This is a genomic window from Streptomyces sp. NPDC021100, from assembly GCF_044333095.1.
Taxonomy (GTDB): domain Bacteria; phylum Actinomycetota; class Actinomycetes; order Streptomycetales; family Streptomycetaceae; genus Streptomyces.
Genome location: NZ_JBIRQH010000010.1, coordinates 191,899 through 208,996, shown reverse-complemented (window position 1 = coordinate 208,996; position 17,098 = coordinate 191,899). Strand labels below are relative to the sequence as shown.

Genomic DNA, 17,098 nt, shown 5'->3' with positions numbered 1-17,098 from the left:
CCCGTCAGGACGTCGTCGCGGTGGCAGCGGCGTTGGTGTGGCCGATGGCGCTCCTGAGGTTCTTGGCGATCCGGACCGGGTCGCCGACGGCCCACAGGTGGAGGAAGAACAGCCTGGGCTCGTCGGTGAGCATGTGGCTGTGGAAGGAGATGATGTCCACACCGCCGCGCCGGAGCGCCTTCATGGTGGCCGGGGCCTCCTTGGCGACGACGGCGATGTCCCCGTTGAGCAGCACCTTGCCCTCGCCGACGGGCTGGAAGATCAACGCGGAGGTGGCGCCGGTCATCCGGGGCAGGATCCGGCCGTGGTCGGCGACGGTCTCCTTCCGGGCGAAGGTGACCTTGTAGACCCGGCCCTGTGCGCGTCCCCGGGCGCCGAGTGCCTTGTCGACCGCCGGCTGGTCCAGGCCCAGCGCGACCTTTCTGGGAGTGCCCGAGACGGCGGGGGTGCCGGTGGCGTCCAGCGCCGCCCTCAGCCCCCGGGCCATGCTCAGCGGCTTGGTGCCCATGGCGTGGAAGTGCACCCACCAGAGCGCCGGGCTGTGGGTGGGCAGATGCTTGTGCAGGGACGTCTGCGCGATGCCGTGGGCGTTCAGGACGTCGAGCACCTTGCGCACTTCCCGCTCGGTCACCGCCAGTTCGCCCATCATCATGGTCTGCCGGTCGGGGTAGCGGATGAACGAGACGAACGACCCGATGGCCTTGACGTGGTAGCCCTTGCTGACCACGTCGAGGTCGGCCCGGGGGAACCCGATGCCGTAGGCCCGGCGGTCGACGAGTACGCCCTGGTGCCCGAGTGCCGTCGCCACGTCCCGCCAGTCGGACTCCCGGGTGACCGACGGCTGGATCCGCCGCGCGTGATGCGCGTCGCCGGGCCGCGCCACCCCGGCCGTGAACAGCACCGACAGCAGCGCGGTCCCCGCCACCAGGGACCGCCGCGCCGCCCTCCGCCTGTCCTTGTCCGCGCCGTACAGTCGGCCTTGTCGCATGAACGCCTCCGTTCCGGTTGCCGTCCCCCCATCCCACACCGGGACGTTCGGGGCGGCGATACGGGAGCGCCCGTCCGGGGCAGCGGCTCCGCGCGCCGGATCGGCGGGGCGGTGTCAGCAGGACGCGCGGACGTACCCCCGGGAACCGGCGGGGCGGACGTCGTGGTCGCGGAGGGTGATGGACAGCTTTCCGCCCCAGGAGCGGCAGGCGGCGGTGAAGTCCTTCTTCACGTACTCGATGTCGAAGATGCGGCCGCCGTACGCCTCGCTGTAGTCGGGGCACTCCTTGTAGCGCGCGCACTCCTCGACGACGGCGAAGTCGAAGCCGATGCGGGTGCGCCGGGGCAGCAGGTCGGCGGTGTTCTTCTGGGCCACGGCCAGGCGCTTGCGGTGGGCGCGGGCGGTCAGGAGGCGGGCGAAGGCCTCCGCGTGCTCCGGGGTGAGCTTTCCGTCGGAGCGCTCGTAGGAGTCGAGGTTGTCCGGCTCCACCGCGTCGAAGCCGGCGTCCGCGCAGCCGTCGATCCAGGGGCCGACGATCTTCATCAGGGCGTCGCGCTTGGCCGGGGTGGAGATGTCCAGCAGGGGCTCCTTCCAGTCCTCGTCGACGACCAGGTCTCCGTCGTCGTTCTTCAGGAGCAGGTCCGGGTGGCGCTTCTTCCACCAGTCGACGGCGTCGCCGGGCTGCGTCTGGAAGGCGTTGACGTAGCAGATGTTGTACATCCCGGCGGCGGGCCGGGCCGCGCGGTCGCGGGAGACGGCCCGTACGCCGCCGGGCGGCGGGTAGGCGCCGCCGAGCTGGTAGTCGAAGGCGGTGTTCGCGTCCGGTATCCGTACCTTCTCCGGTGTCCGTGCCGTGTCCGGGGCGTCGGCGTGCGCGGACGCCCGGGAGCCGGCGTCCTCGTCGGATCCGGTGGCGGAACAAGCCGTGACAAGGACCGTGGACAGGGCCATGACGGCGATTGCGGCGCGGGTGCGGAGAATCGTCACGAAGCCACCTTACGTTCCGGCCGTCGCCGGTCCGTCCGCGCGGTTCACCCCCGATCTCCACCACCCGCGCCCACGCGGGCGGCGCGTCGGGGACGTGGTCGGGGTCCTCCTCGTCCCACGGCGGATGCGCGTCCGGCCGCCGGAACAGGCCGATCACGGTCCGGCACGGCGGCCGGACGTCCGGCCACGGTGTCCGACCGTCCGTCAGGACCACGATGGCGTCGGGACGCCCCGAGGCGAGCGCCCTCGCGAACCCGGCCCGCAGATCGGTGCCGCCACCGCCCGCCAGCGGAATCCCTTCGGCGCGAAAGAGGGAGTGCACGCCCTGCGCCGCCGCGTCGCAGGTCACCACGGTGACCAGGTCGCGGCGGCCGCCGACGGCGCGGGAGATGGCGGCCACTTCCAGCAGCGCGCTGCCCAGTTCGGCGTCGCTGACGGAACCCGAGGTGTCGACGACCACCGTCACCCGGGGCGGCCGGCGCCGCAGGCTCGGCAGCACCACACCGGGGACCCCGGCCGAGCGGTGCGCCGGCCGGCCGTAGGAGTAGTCCTCGCCCGCGCCGGAACCGGTGGCGGCCGAGCGGACCGCCGCACCGAGCAACTCCCGCCACGGCTGCGGCGGGTGGAACACCTCCTCGGCCCAGCGGCGCCAGCCGCGCGGGGAGTCCCCCGGACGGGCGGTGATGCCCTGGGCCACCCGGAACCGGACGGCGTCCCGTCCTGCTCGCTGAGCGCGTCCGCCCCTTCCGGTCCCAGCTCCCACTCCCGTTCCAGCCCGGGACGGGGGCCGCCAGGGAATGACGCGCCGTCCACGGGAACGGCCGGTCCGCCCCCGTTCGGGACGGACCGGCCGCGGGGCGCGTCCGGTGTGGTGCGCGCCCGTCGAGTGTCGCTCAGGTGCGCACCATGAGCCACGCGCCGACGCCGCTGCAACCGGTCGACGAGAAGGTGGTGTTGCGGTATCCCGGCGGGATGGGGGAGCCGGAGCAGGCCCACATGCCGTTGCGGATCTGCTGCTGGTACCAGGAGCCGATGCCGTTGCAGCCGGTGCGGTTGTAGTTCGTGGTGACGTAGCCGGCCGGGATCGGGGAGCCGGCGCAGGTCCAACGGCCGTCGTGGGCGAGTTGGTGGTACCAGGCACCGATGCCGGTGCAGCCGTTGCGGTCGTAGTTGGTGATGACGTAGCCGGACACGATCGGCGAGCCGGAGCACGTCCAGATCCCGTCCTTGACGGGCTGCTGGTACCAGGATCCCGCGCCCTGGCAGCCGTTGCGGTCGTAGCCGGTGATGACCCAGCCGTCCGGGACCGGAGCCCCCGAGCAGGACCACTTGCCGTCCCTGGCGGCGGCCTCGCCCGCCGTCACTCCGGTGAGGCCGGCGACGAGCAGCGCGACCGCGGCCACGGCGGCGGCGATCCTGCCGCGCACGGTCGCCCGGTCGGTTCCCGCGGTCCTGGAAGCGAGTCGACGCAGGCTCCACCATGGCCGGAATTGCCTGTCCATTTCCCACCGATCCCCTCGTCATGCCCATATCAGGGCTGCCATCGGCGGTAAGAACACCGGAGCGGGACGGGAATGTCATCAGGTCCGACGGGGATGTGAGAAGTACGTCACCACTCTCGAACAAGTGCGCGAGCGAGGGCGGGCGTGGTATCCGGTCAACGGCCCGCGGGGACCCGGCGGAGGGCGGCGAGAAGGGCGTCCGGCGACTGCGCGCCGCTCACCGCGCTGCCGTCTTCGAAGAGGAACAACGGCACGGCGTGTACCCCGAGTTCGGCGGCGGCGCGGAAGTCGGCGGCGGCCGGGGCCGCGTCTGTCGGATGACGGGGTTCGTCCGCCCTGGTCACAGGCCCTGGTCACGGCGCCCTGGCACCAGGCAGGGGGCATGATGACGACCGGCGGTCCGGGTGGGGTACGAAGCGGCCGGGCAGTCGCACGTCCGCAGGGCGAGGGCCGAAACGGCGGCCGCCGCACCGTCCGCGAGCCGTGGCTCGTGGGCGGTGCGGCGTCGGCACTACCGGGATGGGTGTCAGCGGGTGGGCGCGGGGGCCGGCGTACGACCCGTGCCGGCGGGGGCCGTGGCGGTGGTCCGGGTGGCGGCGCGGACGCCCACCGCGCTGAGGAGGGCCGCGACGGCGAGGGCTCCCCCGGCCCAGAGCAGCGCGGCGCGCAGTCCGGGGACGAGCTGCCCGGCGGTGCCGTCGCCGACGAGCAGGCCCATCACGGCCACGCCGAGCAGTCCGCCGATCTGGCGGGAGGCGTTGAGCACACCCGAGGCGATCCCCGCGTGGGCCGGGTCGGCCGCGCCGAGCATCGCGTTGGTCATGGCCGGTACGGCCAGGCCGAGGCCGATGCCGGCGACGAGGAACTGGGCGACGACGGCGGCGTAGGAGTGCGCGCCGACGGCGGGGGCGGCGGTCAGGTACCCGAGGGCGGCGAGGGCGCTGCCCAGGACCAGCACCACGCGGGCGCCGAGGCGCCGGACCAGCGGGCCGGAGGCCAGGTTGGCGGCCATGATGGCGGCGGTCATGGGCAGGAAGGCCAGGCCGGCGACGCTGGGCGAGTATCCCCACGCCTCCTGGAAGAAGATGCTGAAGACGAAGATGAGGCCGTAGAAGGCGAAGTTGAGCAGGGCGCCGATGAGCGTGGTGGCGGTGAACGTCCGGTTCCCGAACAGCTGCGGCGGCAGCATCGGGTCGGTGCCGCGCCGCTCCACCGCGACGAAGCCGGCCAGCGCGACGGCGAAGACGGCGGCGCAGCCGAGCACGGCCGCCGAGGCCCAGCCCCGGGAGTTGGCCTCCACGGTGGCGGCGGTGAGGGCGCCCAGGCTGACGACGGCGAGCACCTGGCCGGGCAGGTCGAGGGAGCGCCGGGCCGCGGTGCGGGCGGGAGCGGGGCGGGCGTCGGCCCGGGCGAGGAGGATGCCGACGGCGGCGAGGGGCACGTTGACGTAGAAGACGGACCGCCAGCCGAGCGCGTCCACCAGCAGACCGCCGATCACCGGGCCGAGCGCGAGGGCGAGGCCGCCGGCGGCGGCCCACAGGCTGATGGCGCGGGCGCGCCGGGCGGGGTCGGGGAAGCCGGCGTTCACGAGCGACAGGGAGGACGGCACGATCATCGCGGCGCCCACGCCCTGCACGATCCTGGCCGCGATCAGCACCCCGAGCGAGGGGGCGGCGCCGCAGGCCAGCGAGGCGGCGGCGAAGAGGCCGAAGCCGCCGACGAAGATCCGGCCGGGGTGGAAGCGGTCGCCCATGGCGCCGGCGGTGAGGAGGAAGGCGGCGAAGGTGAGAGTGTAGCCGTTGATCACCCATTCGAGGCCGGAGATGCTGCCGCCGAAGTCGCCGGCGAGCGCCTTCGTGGCCACGTTGACGATGCTGACGTCGAGGATGACGACGACGAAGCCCAGGCAGGCGGCGAGGAGGGTGAGGGCGGGACGGTCCGGTCGGCGTTCGGACGGGGGCTGGATGGGTGTCATGGTCCTTCTCCTTGCCTCGGCACAGCGGCGGAGCGGGAGGGGGTCGCGGAATGCGGCTCCCCGGCTAGAGTGTTCGTCGAGAGGCGAACAATCAGGAGTGTACGCACATCGTCGAACACTCCGCAATCCACCGCTGCGTACCTACGGAAGAAGGAGAACGGAACATGTCGGCAGAGACACGGTCACGGGCACGCGAGTCGGGGCAGGAGCAGGAGCCGGCCGGGACGCGGGCGGCGCACCACCGTCCGGTGCCCGCCCACACCGACCCGGCGGAGGTCTCGCTGGAGGCGGCGCTCCTCGCGCTCGCCGACCCCGTACGGCGCACGCTGGTACGGGAGTTGGCGTCGGCCGGGGACTGGGTGCGCCCCTGCGGCAGCTTCGACGTACCGGTGACTAAGGCGACGCTGAGCCGGCACTTCACCGTGCTGCGCGAGGCGGGACTGCTGGAGCAGCGGGACGCCGGGCCGAAGCGGCTCAACCGGCTGCGCCGCCCGGAGTTCGACGCCCGCTTCCCCGGGCTGCTCGCCCTGGTCCTGCGCGAGGACGACGGGGGGCGGTAGCGCGCCTCTACCCCTTACGGCCGCCGGGAGTCCGTACGGCGGCGGCGGGCAGCGCCTGCCGCAGCCGGCCGGCCGCCTCGCGCAGCGCGGCGGGGGGCCGGCCGTCCCCGCGCAGCAGGGCCGCCGTGGTGGCGCGGAGGGTGCCCAGCGTCCGCGCCGAGCCGATCGCGGGGACGCCGGGCACGAGGCCGTCGGCGAGCCGTTCCGCCTCGCGCCACGCGCCGGCCCGCACCAGGGACGCCAGCAGGTGCGCGGTGAACAGCCGCCGGTAGGACGGGCCGGGGGCGGTGGAGGCCCGGTGCAGCAAGGGGAGCGCCTCGTCCCAGCGGCCCAGCCGGGCCATGACCCAGCCGCGGTGGCCCAGCACCTCGTCGTGGTCGATCCACCAGGCCCATGGCGGGTCGTCCGCAGAGACGCCGTCCAGGAAGCGGCTCTCCGCGCGGGAGACCAGCCGTACCGCCTCGCGTTCCCCGCCCAGCGCCGCGACCGCGTGGGCCCGGCGGATCAGGACGAGGCTGTCGACCAGGGCGGGCAGCCGCCGCGCGCCGGGCACCCGGGCGGCGTCCTCCAGGGCGGCGCGCGGCCGTCCCAGATGGCTCATCAGCATGCTGTCGTTCAGCAGCACCAGCCGTTCCGTCCACCGGTCGCCGGAGAGGCGCGCGAGGGCCAGCGCCCGGTGGTTGGCCCACCGGGCGGCCCCGTGGCGTCCGGCGTCGAAGAGGATCCAGCCCATCACCTCGTACAGCTCGGCCAGCGCCGCGAGCCGGTCCCCGTCCCACCGGTACGCGCCGCCCGTGGCGAAGGGGTCGGGGAAGCGCCGCGCCGCCGCGCGCAGGGCGGGCAGCGCGGCTGTGGCGCCCCGCGCCGCGTCGGTCGCGACCAGGCGGCCGGCGGCGGATCGGGCCGCCGCGACGAGGTCGTGCGGCGCGGTCGCGGCGGACCGGCCGGCGGATGTGCGGCGCATCGGCCGATCGTAACGGGCCGGACGCTGCCGGGACTTGCCGGCCGGTGCGCCGGCGGCCCTCACGGGGCAGGGCGCTGCCGGGACTCACGCGCCGGAGCGGGCTGCCGGGGCTTACGGGGAACCCGTCGTCGGGAGGTACCGCGGCGCCCGCCGGGCGGGCAGCCGGTGCTCGACGGCGGCGCCCAGGGACAGCAGGCGGGCGTCCTGCCGGTCGCCGGCCGTCAGCAGGAGGCCGACGGGGAGTTCGCCGACGAATCCGGCCGGCAGCGCCAGGGAGGGGTAGCCGGCCACGGCGGCGGGGGTGGAGGAGGGGATGACGTCGTTGTCGCCGCGGGCGCAGTCCGTGGTCCAGGCGGGCGGGTTGGCCGGGGCGGCGAGGGCGTCCAGCCGGTGGGCGGCCAGGGTCTCGTCGACGGACCGCCGGGCGAGGTCCTTGAGCTCCGCGCGGACCGCCCGGTGCTCCGGACCGCCCGCGGCGGGCGCGGCGAGGGCGCGTTCGAAGAGTTCCCGGCCGGCGAAGCAGGTCCGCTCGGCGGGGTGGGTCCGGGTGAACTCGTTCAGCGCGGCGAGGTCGCGGGGGCCGTCGCGGGTGGCGAGGTAGGCGTCGATGTCCCGGTGGAACTCGCTCAGCAGCGCGGGGTATTCGAGTTCGGCGAGGCGCTGCTGGTAGGGCGGCGTCACCTCGACGACGTCCGCGCCGGCGGCGCGCAGGGTCCGGGCGGTGCGGGTCATCAGGGCGTCCACGTCGGGGCCGAGCTCGGGCAGGCGCCAGAGGCCGATGCGCTTGCCGCGCAGGGTGGCGGGACGGGGCTCCGCGGGGAGTGCCCGGGAACCGGTGAGGACGGCGAGGGTGAGGGCGGCGTCGGTGACGTTGCGCGCCAGGGGTCCCGCGGTGTCCTGCTCGGCGGAGAGGGGGACCACGCCGGCCTGGTCGACCAGCCCCAGGCTGGGCTTGTGGCCGACCACCCCGTTCATCCCGGCCGGGCACACGATGGAACCGTCCGTCTCGGTGCCGATCGCCACCTGGGCCAGCGAGGCGGCGAGCGCGGCGGCCGAACCGGAGGACGAGCCGCACGGGTTGCGGTCCAGGACGTAGGGGTTGTGCGTCTGGCCGCCCACCGCCGACCAGCCCGACGTCGGCTTGGCGGCGCGGAAGTTGGCCCACTCGGACAGGTTCGTCTTGCCCAGGATCACCGCGCCCGCCGCCCGCAGCCGGGTCACCAGCGGGGCGTCGGCCCGTGGCGGCTTCCCGGTGAGGGCGGCGGATCCGGCCGTGGTCGGCAGGTCCCGGGTGTCGATGTTGTCCTTGAGCAGGACGGGGATCCCGTCGAGGGGGCCGCGCGGGGTGCCGCGCCGGTGCCTGGCGTCGCTGGCCTCCGCCTGGCGCAGGGCGGTCGGGTCGGTGCGCAGCACCGCGTTGACCTTGGGGTCGACGGCGGCGATCCGCCGCAGGTAGGCGCGGGTCAGCGCGGACGAGGTCAGGGAGCCGTCGGCCATGCGGGCCTGCAGCCGGGGGATGGTCACGGTGTCGAGGTCGAGGCCCGGCGGATCGGCCGGACCGGCCGGACCGGCCAGGCCTGGTGCGTGGGGCAGAGCAGGTGCATGGGGCAGAGCGGGCCGCGGTGCCGGCGCGGACGGGTGGTGGGCGGAGGCCGGAGGTGTCGCCGGGAATGCCGCTCCGGCCGCCAGGGTGACCGTGGCAAGGGCGGTGACCAGGGCGGCGGTTGACCGTCGCCTCGTTCGTCTCGTGCTCCACTCGCTTCTCTTCATACGAGCCAGCGCACTGCATGTCCGCGGGCGGGCGCAAGGGTGCCATGGCGCCCGCCCGCCGCGCGGGCGGTCCGGCGGGCGGCGGGGGCGGAGCGGGGACGCACCCCCCGAAGGAGTGAAAAAGTATGCGTACGTCCGTTCTTCTGGCCTCACCCTGTCACGCTGTAATCACGTGATCGGGCTCCCGCGAGCCCGGGGCGGCGGTGTGCGAGGGGTGCGAAGGGGAGACCGGGCCGGGTGGGCGACGGCCGGGCAGCGAGGGGGCGGTCATGGCGCGGCGGCGCTTACGGTGGGTGAAACAGGCGGGCTACTGGTTCGACAACACGTTGGCGCGGGGTGCCTCCGCCCTCATCGGCTGGCTCGTCCTGGCCTGCCTGGCCGTGGTCGTCCCGGTCAGCGCGCTGATGGTGTGGACGGCGCGGGACGCGCCCGCGTCCCTCCCGGGGAAGCTGGCCCGGGTCTGGCATCAGACGGGCGACACGCTGCGACTGGGCGGGCTGGTGGGACCGCCGGCGGAGGTCCTGCTGTCGGTGATCCTCGCCCTCGTCGCCCTGATCTACGTCTCCGCCCTCGTGGGTCTGATCACCGCCGGGGTCAACGAGCGGATGGCCGCCCTGCGCAGGGGCCGTTCGACGGTGCTGGAGGACGGGCACGTGGTGGTGCTCGGCTGGTCCGAGCAGGTGTTCACCGTGGTCACGGAGCTGGTCGCCGCCAACGCCAACCAGCGGCGGGCCGCCGTCGCCGTCCTGGCCGACCGGGACAAGACGGCCATGGAGGACGCGCTGCACATCAAGGTCGGCCCGACCGGCGGCACCCGGCTCATCTGCCGCAGCGGCTCCACCACCGATCCCGCCGTCCTGCCCCGGGTGAGCCCGCACACCGCCGGCTCGGTCCTCGTCCTGCCGCGGGACGGGCCGTCGGGGGACGCCGAGGTGGTCAAGACACTGCTGGCGCTGCGGGCGGCGGCCCGGTCCGCGTACGGGCCGGACGACGCCGGAGCGGGCACTCCCCCGGGCGTCGAGGGCGGCGGCGGTGGCGGGGGCGGGGGCGGGGACGGCATGACGAACGGGGCGGGCGCCTGGGTCGTGGCCGCCGTCCGCGACGCCCGCTACCGGCTCGCCGCCTCCCTGGCCGCGGGGGACGGCGGCGTGGTCCTGGAGACCGACGACATCACCGCCCGGCTCATCGTCCAGTCCGCCCGCAGGCCCGGCCTGTCCCTCGTCTACCAGGAGCTCCTGGACTTCGCGGGCGACGAGTTCTACACCGTCCGCGAACCGGCCCTGGCCGGGCGGACGTTCGGAGAGGCGCTCCTGGCGTACACGACGTCGTCCGCCGTGGGCCTGATCCGCGCCGACGGCGCTCTCACGCTCAACCCGCCGTCGGAGGCGGTGATCGGCGCGGCGGACCGGATCGTGGTCGTCACCCGCGACGACGACACCGCCGTCCTGGCGGAACGGCCGCCGGCCGTCGACGAAGCGGCGATCGTCACGGACGTCCCGCCGGAGCGGCGGCGCCCGGAGCGGGTGCTCCTGCTGGGCTGGAACCGGCGGGCCCCGCTCATCGTGGGCCGGCTGCGCCGGTACACGGCACCGGGTTCCGTCGTGGACGTCGTCGCCGAGGCCGCGCCCGCGACGGCCGCCGCCGTGCGCGCCGCCGACGACGACGCCGGGGCCGCCCTGTCCGTCGTCCTGCGGCCCGGCGACCCCGCCGACCGGGAGACGGTCGACGCGGTGGACGCCGCGTCGTACGACAGCGTCATCGTCCTCGGCCCCGACCCCGTGCCCGGCCCGGGCGGCGCCACCGAGGAGCCGGACGACCGCACGCTGGTCACGCTGCTGTTGCTGCGCGCGCTGGAGGCGGCGTCCGGGCGGGAGCTGCCGGTCGTCACCGAGATGACCGACGACCGCAACCGGGCCCTCGCCCCGGTCAGCCCGGGGGCCGACTTCATCGTCAGCGGCAAGCTCATCGGCCTGCTGATGGCCCAGATCTCGCAGAACCGCCATCTGGCCGCCGTCTTCCACGAGTTGTTCTCCGCCGGCGGCAACGAGATCCTGCTCCGCCCGGCCTCCCGCTACGTCCGGGCCGGCGGCACGGCCTCCTTCGCCACGGTGGTCGAGGCCGCCCGGCGGCACGGCGAGTGCGCCATCGGCTACCGCGACCACGCCGGCGCCGCCCACGGCCCGCGCTACGGGGTGTGGATCAACCCGCACAAGGAGACGTCACGGCGGTGGGCCGACCGGGACGAGGTCGTGGTCGTCGCGGCGGTCCGGCTGGGAGAGCCGGAGGACGGTTGAGGAGGGCGGAGGGCGGAGGACGGTTGAGGGGGGCAGGGCAGCCGGTTGAGGGGGCTGGGCAGCCGGCACCGGCGGACGCGGACGGGCCCCGGCCGGACGGGCCCTGGCCGGGCGGTCGTCGCACGGCGACCACAGCCGGTGCGGTGGCCGGGCCCGGCAGGCACGGGCGGACGACGGCACCCCCGGCCGTCGCGCGCGGAGTTCGGCTCCTGCGCACCGGCCGCCCGGCGGCCCTCACGCCCCCGGCCCGTTCCCGTTCCCGTCCCCTGCCCCGTCCCGGGTGAGGGCGAGGAGGGCCAAGTCGTCGGTGATGCGGCCGCCGGTGTGCCGGGTCACGTCGGCGAGCACGGTCTCCAGCAGCGCGTCGGGTCCCGTGAAGTGGCATCCCTCCAGGGCGGTTTCCGGGTCGTAGAAGACACCGTCCCGGTCGCGGGCCTCGGTGAGGCCGTCGGTGTACAGGAGCAGGGTCGAGCCCGGCGGGAACGGCACCGTGTCGACGCGGTCCGGGCCGGCGCCGAGGTCGGCCAGGGCCAGCGGGAGGGCCGGTTCGGAGGGTTCCAAGGCCCGTACCGTCCCGTCGGACAGCAGGAGCGGGGGCGGGTGACCGCGGTTGACGAGGCGCAGCTCCGCGCATCCCGGCGGGAACTCGGCCAGTACGCCGGTGACGAACCCCTCGGCCCGTTCCGGTCCGCTGCGGCCGCTCGCCTCGCGGCGCAGGGCGCGTTCCAGCCGGGCCGCGAGGCCGGGCAGGGCGGGGGCGTCCTCGGCGCCCTCACGGAAGGCGCCGAGCGCCACGTCCACCGCCTTGACCGCCTCGAGGCCCTTGCCGCGCACGTCGCCGATCACACACCGCACCCCGTACGGCGAGTCCTGCACGCCGTAGAGGTCGCCGCCGATCTCCGCGTCCCCCACCGCCGCCCGGTAGCGCACCGCGATGCGCAGGCAGCCGATCGAGGGCGGGAGCTGCGGGAGCACGGCCCGCTGGACGGCGAGGGCGACGCGGCGCGCCGAGGCGAGACGGACGTCGCTCAGGTACATCAGGCGGTTGACGAGGACGGCGAGGGCCGAGACGGTGGCGACCGCCGCCAGCTCGCTGCGGCCGCCCGAGTCCCCCAGGAAGCCGAAGTGGTGCAGCAGGGCCGCGTCGACCAGGCAGGCGCCCAGTCCGGCGAGGACCGTGGCGCGCAGGGACAGCAGCGCGGCGGCCGTCATGGGCGCGGCGGTGTAGAGGGCCTCCGCGCTGAAGTGCGGGGACGTCGCGTAGTCGAGGAGGGCGCCGGCGACGAGCAGCAGGACCGGCAGCAGCGGCAGGAGCGGCGGCCGTCCGGGGCGCCCGCGTCCGGCGGTCGTGCCGCGCCGCGCGTTCGGTGCCCTCACCCGCCTGCTCCCGCTCGTGCCTGCCCTGCCCCGTGCCTGCTCCGCCTCGTACTGCCCGTTTCGTCCCAGCATCCCCGCGCCCGTCGGGAGCCGCCAGTCAGGCACCGGCCGTTGGGGCGCACGCCGGAGGGAGGCGCCCTGCCCGCGGCCCGGGCGCGGTCGGTGGCCCCGAAGCCGGCACGCCGTCCCGGACCGGCGGCGTACCGGTCACGCTGCGCGCTCCCCGTCCGCGGCGGCACGACCGCCGCTGCCCGAGCGGCCGCGGGTGACCGGCGCGCTCCCCGTCCGCGCCCCTCGACCGGTACGACGGCGGCACGCACCGGTCGCCGCCCGTCTCACTCCCTGGGAGCGACGAGGTCCTGGGCCGCCAGAATCGCCTCTTCCAGGGACCGGGAGGCGCCCTCCCGGAAGGCGTCGGCGAAGGCGTGCGGGCCGATCGTGGCCGTCGCGGCCTCGGTGACGCGGTCGACGTCGCCGCGCTCGGCGTCCGGGAGCGGGGCGCCCACCCCGCGGCGGGCGGCGTCGGCGGCGCCGAGCAGCCAGGCGGCGCGGGTGGCGTGATCCGGGCCGCCGACGAGGGCCGCCACGCCGGCCAGGCCTTCCAGGGAGAGCGCGAGGGCGCGGGGTTCGGCGAGGGAGCGGGCGATGTCCAGGGCGGCGAGGTGGTGGGCGGCGGCCGCCCGGGCGTCGCCGCGCAGTTCGGCCGTGAAGCCGAACTCGGCGTGGAGGAGGTGGTCGCCCACGGGCGAGGACACGTCCGCGTGTCCGTCGCGGATGCGCGTCAGGTACGTCTCGGCGGCGTCGAGGTCGCCCGAGCGGCGGGCGCCGAGGGCGAGCCCCATGTCGGAGTGGATCTCGCCGTACCGGTAGCCCTGTTCGACGGCCAGCCTCCGGGCACGTTCGTGCAGGTCACGGGCGCGGCCCCAGTCCTTGGCGAGCAGGGCCAGGCGGCCGAGCCCGGAGAGCCGGGCCGAGACCTCGGTGTGCAGGGAGAAGTCGCGCGCGATGCGCAGCGCCTCGTGGTGGCGGCGGGCGGCGTCCGCGTAGTCCCCCTTGATCTCGGCGAGGACGGCGAGGGGCTGTACGGTCTGCAACTCGCCCCAGCGGTCTCCGAGTTCGCGGAAGAGGGCCGCACTGCGCAGCCCGTCCCGGGCGACGGTGCCGAGGTCGCCCCGGGCCAGCGCGTGCGTCGCCCGCAGCCCGAGGGCGGCGGCCGTGCCCCACCGGTCGTCGGCCTCGGTGAAGAGGGCGAGGGCACGGGCGTTGAGTTCCTCGCTCGCGGCGACGGAGCCCGCGGCGAACAGTCCGTGGGCGAGGAGCCAGAGGGTCCGGCCGTGCCGGACGGGGTCGCCGGCCTCCGGTTCCGGGGGGACCTCGGCGCCGGAGCGGTCGCCGGTCAGCAGGGCGAAGGCCCGGTGCCGGGCACGGAGTCCGGCCGCGTCCGGGGCGACCGCGAGGACGGCCGCGAGTGTGCGCCGGCCCTCGTGCAGCCGCCCGCGCAGCAGCCACCACCAGCAGAGGGCGGTGGCGAGGCGGACCGCCTCGTCCGTACCGCCACCCTCCCCCGCGCGCCGCACCGCCTCGTCGAGCGCCGCCCGGAGGTTGGCGGCGTCGGCGTCGAGGCGGGCGAGCCACGTCCGCTGTTCGCCCCCGCGGAGGCGGGGTTCGGCCCGTTCGGCGAGGTCCAGGTAGTGGCGCAGGTGCCGGTCCCGTACGCCGGTGAGGTCCTCCATCTCGTGGAGGCGTTCCATGGCGTACGCGGCCACGGACTCCAGCAGGCGGTAGCGCGGACCCGTGCCGGGCGGGCCGTCCACGCGGACGACCAGGGAGCGGTCGACGAGCCGGGTCATCAGGTCCAGGACCTCCTCGGCGGCCACGCCGTCCCCCGCGCACACCGCCTCCGCGGCGTCCAGCGTGCAGCCGTCGGCGAGCGCGGCCAGGCGCCGCAGCACGATGCGCTCCGGCGCGCCGAGCAGTTCCCAGCTCCAGTCGATCACCGCCCGGAGGGTCTGCTGCCGGGCCGGCGAGCCCCTGCGCCCGGAGGTGAGGACCCGGAAGCGGTCCCCGAGGCGGGCCGCCAGCTCCTTGACGCCCAGGGCGCGCACGCGGGTCGCCGCCAGTTCGAGGGCGAGCGGGAGGCCGTCGAGGCGGCGGCAGATCTCGGCGACGGCGTCGCGCGTCCCGTCGTCGGCCTCCGCGGGGGAGAAACCCGGTGCCGCGGCGGCGGCCCGGGCCATGAAGAGCTCGGCGGCCTCGGCCGGGGCGAGCGGTTCGACCAGGAACACCGTCTCCCCCGTGAGACCGAGCGGCTCCCGGCTGGTGGCCAGGACCCGCAGCCCGGGCGCCGTGCGTAGCAGCAGGGCCACCAACTCGGCCGCCGAGTCGACGACTTGCTCACAGTTGTCCAGGACGAGGAGGGTCCGCCGGTCGCGGAGGGCCGCCGCGAGCCGTTCGACGGGCGTCGGGGCCGCGCCGCCGAAGGCGGGGAGCCCCGAGGGGACGTCGTCCCGGATGCCCAGGGTCGCGGAGACCGCCTGCGCGAGGACCGCCGCGGAGCCGTGCCGCCCGGCGAGCTCCACGAGCCATACGCCGTCGGGGGCGGGGTCCGGCGCCTCCGGCGCGGTGGCGTCGACGAGGCGGGCCGCCGCCTCCACGGCGAGCCGCGTCTTGCCGACGCCTCCGGGGCCGGTGAGGGTGACGAGGCGTTCCGCCCGGAGGAGCCCGCCGAGTTCGGTCAGGCAGCGGTCCCTTCCGATGAGCGCGGTGAGGGGGGCGGGGAGGTTCGACGGGGGGCGGGGAACGTCCGGGAGGCGGGGGGAGGCGTCGGGGGCGGGGGAAGGTTCTGCCGCCGATCCCGCTACCGTCCCCGAACCCCTCCCCGGTCCGGGGGCGAGCGAAGCGTCCTGCCGCAGGATCGCCTCGTGGAGGGCGACGAGTTCCGGGCCCGGGTCGAGGCCCAGTTCGGCCCTCAGGCGGTTCCGCAGATCCGTGTAAGAGGCCAGCGCGTCGCTCTGCCGCCCGGAACGGTAGAGGGCCCGGAGCTGGACGGCGCGCAGGCGTTCCCGCAGGGGGTGGCGCGCCACGAGGTCGGTGAGTTCACCGGTGAGCAGCAGGTGGTCGCCGGCGTCGAGGCGGGCCTCGGCCTGTTCCTCCAGGACGGCGAGGCGCTGTTCCTCGAGCCGCCGGACGGCCGCGCGGGCGAACTCCTCGTCGGCGAAGTCGGCGTAGGCGGGGCCGCGCCAGAGCTCCAGGGCCTCGGTGAGCAGGGCGGCCCGTGCGCGCGGCGCCGTCTCCCGGCGGGCCGCGTCGACCAGGGACCGGAACCGGTCGGCGTCCACCTCGTCGGCGGCGGGGTCGAGGTGCAGCCGGTAGCCGGGGAGCCGGCGTACGACGCGGTCGCGGCCGAGGGCCTTGCGCAGTTGGGAGACCTTGGCCTGGAGGGCGTTGGCGGGGTTGCCGGGCGGCCGGTCGCCCCACAGGTCGTCGACGAGCCGGTCGGCCGACACCGGCCGCCCCTCGTGCACCAGCAGATCGGCCAGCAGCGCCCTGACCTTCACCTCGGGCACCCTGACCGGTTCCCCTCGGCCGTCCCACACCTCCAGCGGACCGAGCACCCCGTATCGCATGCGGAAACCGTACACAGGTTCCCCGGGTGAGGTGATCATCAGCCGGTCGTCAGCGAACCCTCAGCGCTCCCGAAGCGCCCGGAAGCATGCTCGTCCCCGTCAGCCGCCGCAGACCGGCACGGCGGAACCGGCGGCCACGGAACCCGCGCGGCGGGACCACCCGGCAGGAGGAGCGCATGACCAGGTACGGAGACAGGAAGGCCGTGGTCCTCGGCGGTACGACGGGGCTGGGCCTGGCCGTCGCAAAGCGGCTCGTCGAAGGTGGTGCGCGGGTCCTGCTGACCGGCCGGGCGCGGAGCGAGGAACTCGCCGCGGCCGCCGCCGAACTCGGCCCGCGGGCCCGGGTCGTCGGCACCGGACCGGCCGGTGCCGCCGCGTCGCCGGAGGCACTGGCCCCCGTCGTGGAGAGCGCGCTCGGCTCCGTCGACTTCCTCTTCGTCCACGCCGGCCCGTCGGACCCGCCCTGCGCGGCGGGCAGCCACGGCGGTCCGGCCGCGGCGCCGGTCCGGAACGCCTGCCGCGCCGTACGGGCCCTGCTCCCGTTCGTCCACGACGGCGGCGCGGTCGTCTTCACCGCAGCGGCCCTGCCCGCCCTCGCCATGCCCTCCGCGCCGTACGGCGAGCCGGCGGCGGGGGCGGATGGCGGGCCGTGGGCCTGCGCCCGGTCACTCGCCGCCGAGTTCGCCGGCAGCGGCATCCGCGTCAACGCCGTCGCGCCCGGTCTGATCACCCTGCCGGGCGGCGGAGGCGCGGCCGGCCGGGTCGCCGGGGAGCGCGTGCCGATGCGGCGTCCCGGCACCGTCGACGAAGTGGCCCGCGCCGCGCTCTTCCTGGCCGCGGAGGCCACGTACACGACGGGCGCCGAGCTCACCGTCGACGGCGGACTCGGCCGGGCGGACGGCCGGGGAGCGGCTGCCGGTCCGCCGTGTCCGTGGCCTCCGGACGACGGCGCACGGGAGGACCGTCCCGCGGACCACCGTCCGCCGCTCACCGGCTCCTCGTAGACCTCGCTCACCCCCACCACCCACCGCATCCCGAACACACCCGGCGAAAGA

General features: G+C 75.9%; 12 protein-coding genes and 1 pseudogene. 3 read left to right on the top strand and 10 right to left on the bottom strand.

Translation table 11 applies throughout. The annotated features are described in order from the left end of the window. Positions 1 to 4 precede the first annotated feature (4 nt). From ACH4PU_RS20100 to ACH4PU_RS20075, 6 genes and pseudogenes are all read right to left on the bottom strand, one after another. The gene (locus ACH4PU_RS20100) at positions 5 to 988 is read right to left on the bottom strand and encodes a DUF1259 domain-containing protein (RefSeq protein WP_398273386.1); all 984 of its coding nucleotides are present in this window, start codon (positions 986 to 988) and stop codon (positions 5 to 7) included. Between the two features lie 114 nt (positions 989 to 1,102). Beyond that, positions 1,103 to 1,975, bottom strand: a complete 873-nt coding sequence (locus ACH4PU_RS20095) for an endo alpha-1,4 polygalactosaminidase (RefSeq protein ID WP_398273383.1) — start codon at positions 1,973 to 1,975, stop codon at positions 1,103 to 1,105. A gap of 49 nt (positions 1,976 to 2,024) precedes the next feature. Further along, positions 2,025 to 2,767 (bottom strand): annotated as a pseudogene (locus ACH4PU_RS20090) (VWA-like domain-containing protein); the annotation flags it as partial. 101 nt (positions 2,768 to 2,868) lie between these two features. Then, positions 2,869 to 3,402 carry a hypothetical protein gene (locus ACH4PU_RS20085; protein WP_398273380.1) on the bottom strand — a complete coding sequence of 178 codons (534 nt, stop codon included), beginning with the start codon at positions 3,400 to 3,402 and terminating at the stop codon, positions 2,869 to 2,871. A 230-nt stretch (positions 3,403 to 3,632) separates the two neighbouring features. Further along, a complete protein-coding gene (locus ACH4PU_RS20080) occupies positions 3,633 to 3,821 on the bottom strand; it encodes a hypothetical protein (RefSeq protein ID WP_398273377.1) in 189 nt (62 codons plus the stop codon). 182 nt (positions 3,822 to 4,003) lie between these two features. Next, entirely contained in the window at positions 4,004 to 5,452 is a 1,449-nt protein-coding gene (locus tag ACH4PU_RS20075) for an MFS transporter (RefSeq protein WP_398273373.1), read from the bottom strand. Positions 5,453 to 5,616: 164 nt separating this feature from the next. Here ACH4PU_RS20075 and ACH4PU_RS20070 point away from each other — a divergent pair, with 164 nt between their 5' ends. Next, on the top strand, positions 5,617 to 6,012 hold the full coding sequence (locus ACH4PU_RS20070; RefSeq protein WP_398273369.1) for an ArsR/SmtB family transcription factor: 396 nt from the start codon (positions 5,617 to 5,619) through the stop codon (positions 6,010 to 6,012). Between the two features lie 7 nt (positions 6,013 to 6,019). On the opposite strand, the gene ACH4PU_RS20065 is transcribed toward ACH4PU_RS20070, so the two are convergent. Both ACH4PU_RS20065 and ACH4PU_RS20060 read right to left on the bottom strand, forming a co-directional pair. Then, the gene (locus tag ACH4PU_RS20065) at positions 6,020 to 6,976 is read right to left on the bottom strand and encodes a DNA-binding protein (protein WP_398273366.1); all 957 of its coding nucleotides are present in this window, start codon (positions 6,974 to 6,976) and stop codon (positions 6,020 to 6,022) included. Between the two features lie 111 nt (positions 6,977 to 7,087). Next, entirely contained in the window at positions 7,088 to 8,746 is a 1,659-nt protein-coding gene (locus ACH4PU_RS20060; protein ID WP_398273363.1) for an amidase family protein, read from the bottom strand. A gap of 269 nt (positions 8,747 to 9,015) precedes the next feature. Between ACH4PU_RS20060 and ACH4PU_RS20055 the strand changes: the two genes are divergently transcribed. Next, positions 9,016 to 11,040 (top strand): NAD-binding lipoprotein, encoded by a 2,025-nt coding sequence (locus ACH4PU_RS20055; RefSeq protein ID WP_398273360.1) that lies wholly within the window; start codon positions 9,016 to 9,018, stop codon positions 11,038 to 11,040. 234 nt (positions 11,041 to 11,274) lie between these two features. Here ACH4PU_RS20055 and ACH4PU_RS20050 read toward each other — a convergent pair whose 3' ends face one another. Together ACH4PU_RS20050 and ACH4PU_RS20045 are read right to left on the bottom strand one after the other, a co-directional pair. Continuing rightward, a complete protein-coding gene (locus ACH4PU_RS20050; RefSeq protein WP_398273357.1) occupies positions 11,275 to 12,417 on the bottom strand; it encodes a PP2C family protein-serine/threonine phosphatase in 1,143 nt (380 codons plus the stop codon). A gap of 335 nt (positions 12,418 to 12,752) precedes the next feature. Beyond that, positions 12,753 to 16,043, bottom strand: a complete 3,291-nt coding sequence (locus tag ACH4PU_RS20045; RefSeq protein WP_398273354.1) for a BTAD domain-containing putative transcriptional regulator — start codon at positions 16,041 to 16,043, stop codon at positions 12,753 to 12,755. Positions 16,044 to 16,219: 176 nt separating this feature from the next. Here ACH4PU_RS20045 and ACH4PU_RS20040 point away from each other — a divergent pair, with 176 nt between their 5' ends. Then, the gene (locus ACH4PU_RS20040) at positions 16,220 to 17,047 is read left to right on the top strand and encodes an SDR family NAD(P)-dependent oxidoreductase (protein ID WP_398273351.1); all 828 of its coding nucleotides are present in this window, start codon (positions 16,220 to 16,222) and stop codon (positions 17,045 to 17,047) included. Positions 17,048 to 17,098: the final 51 nt, after the last annotated feature.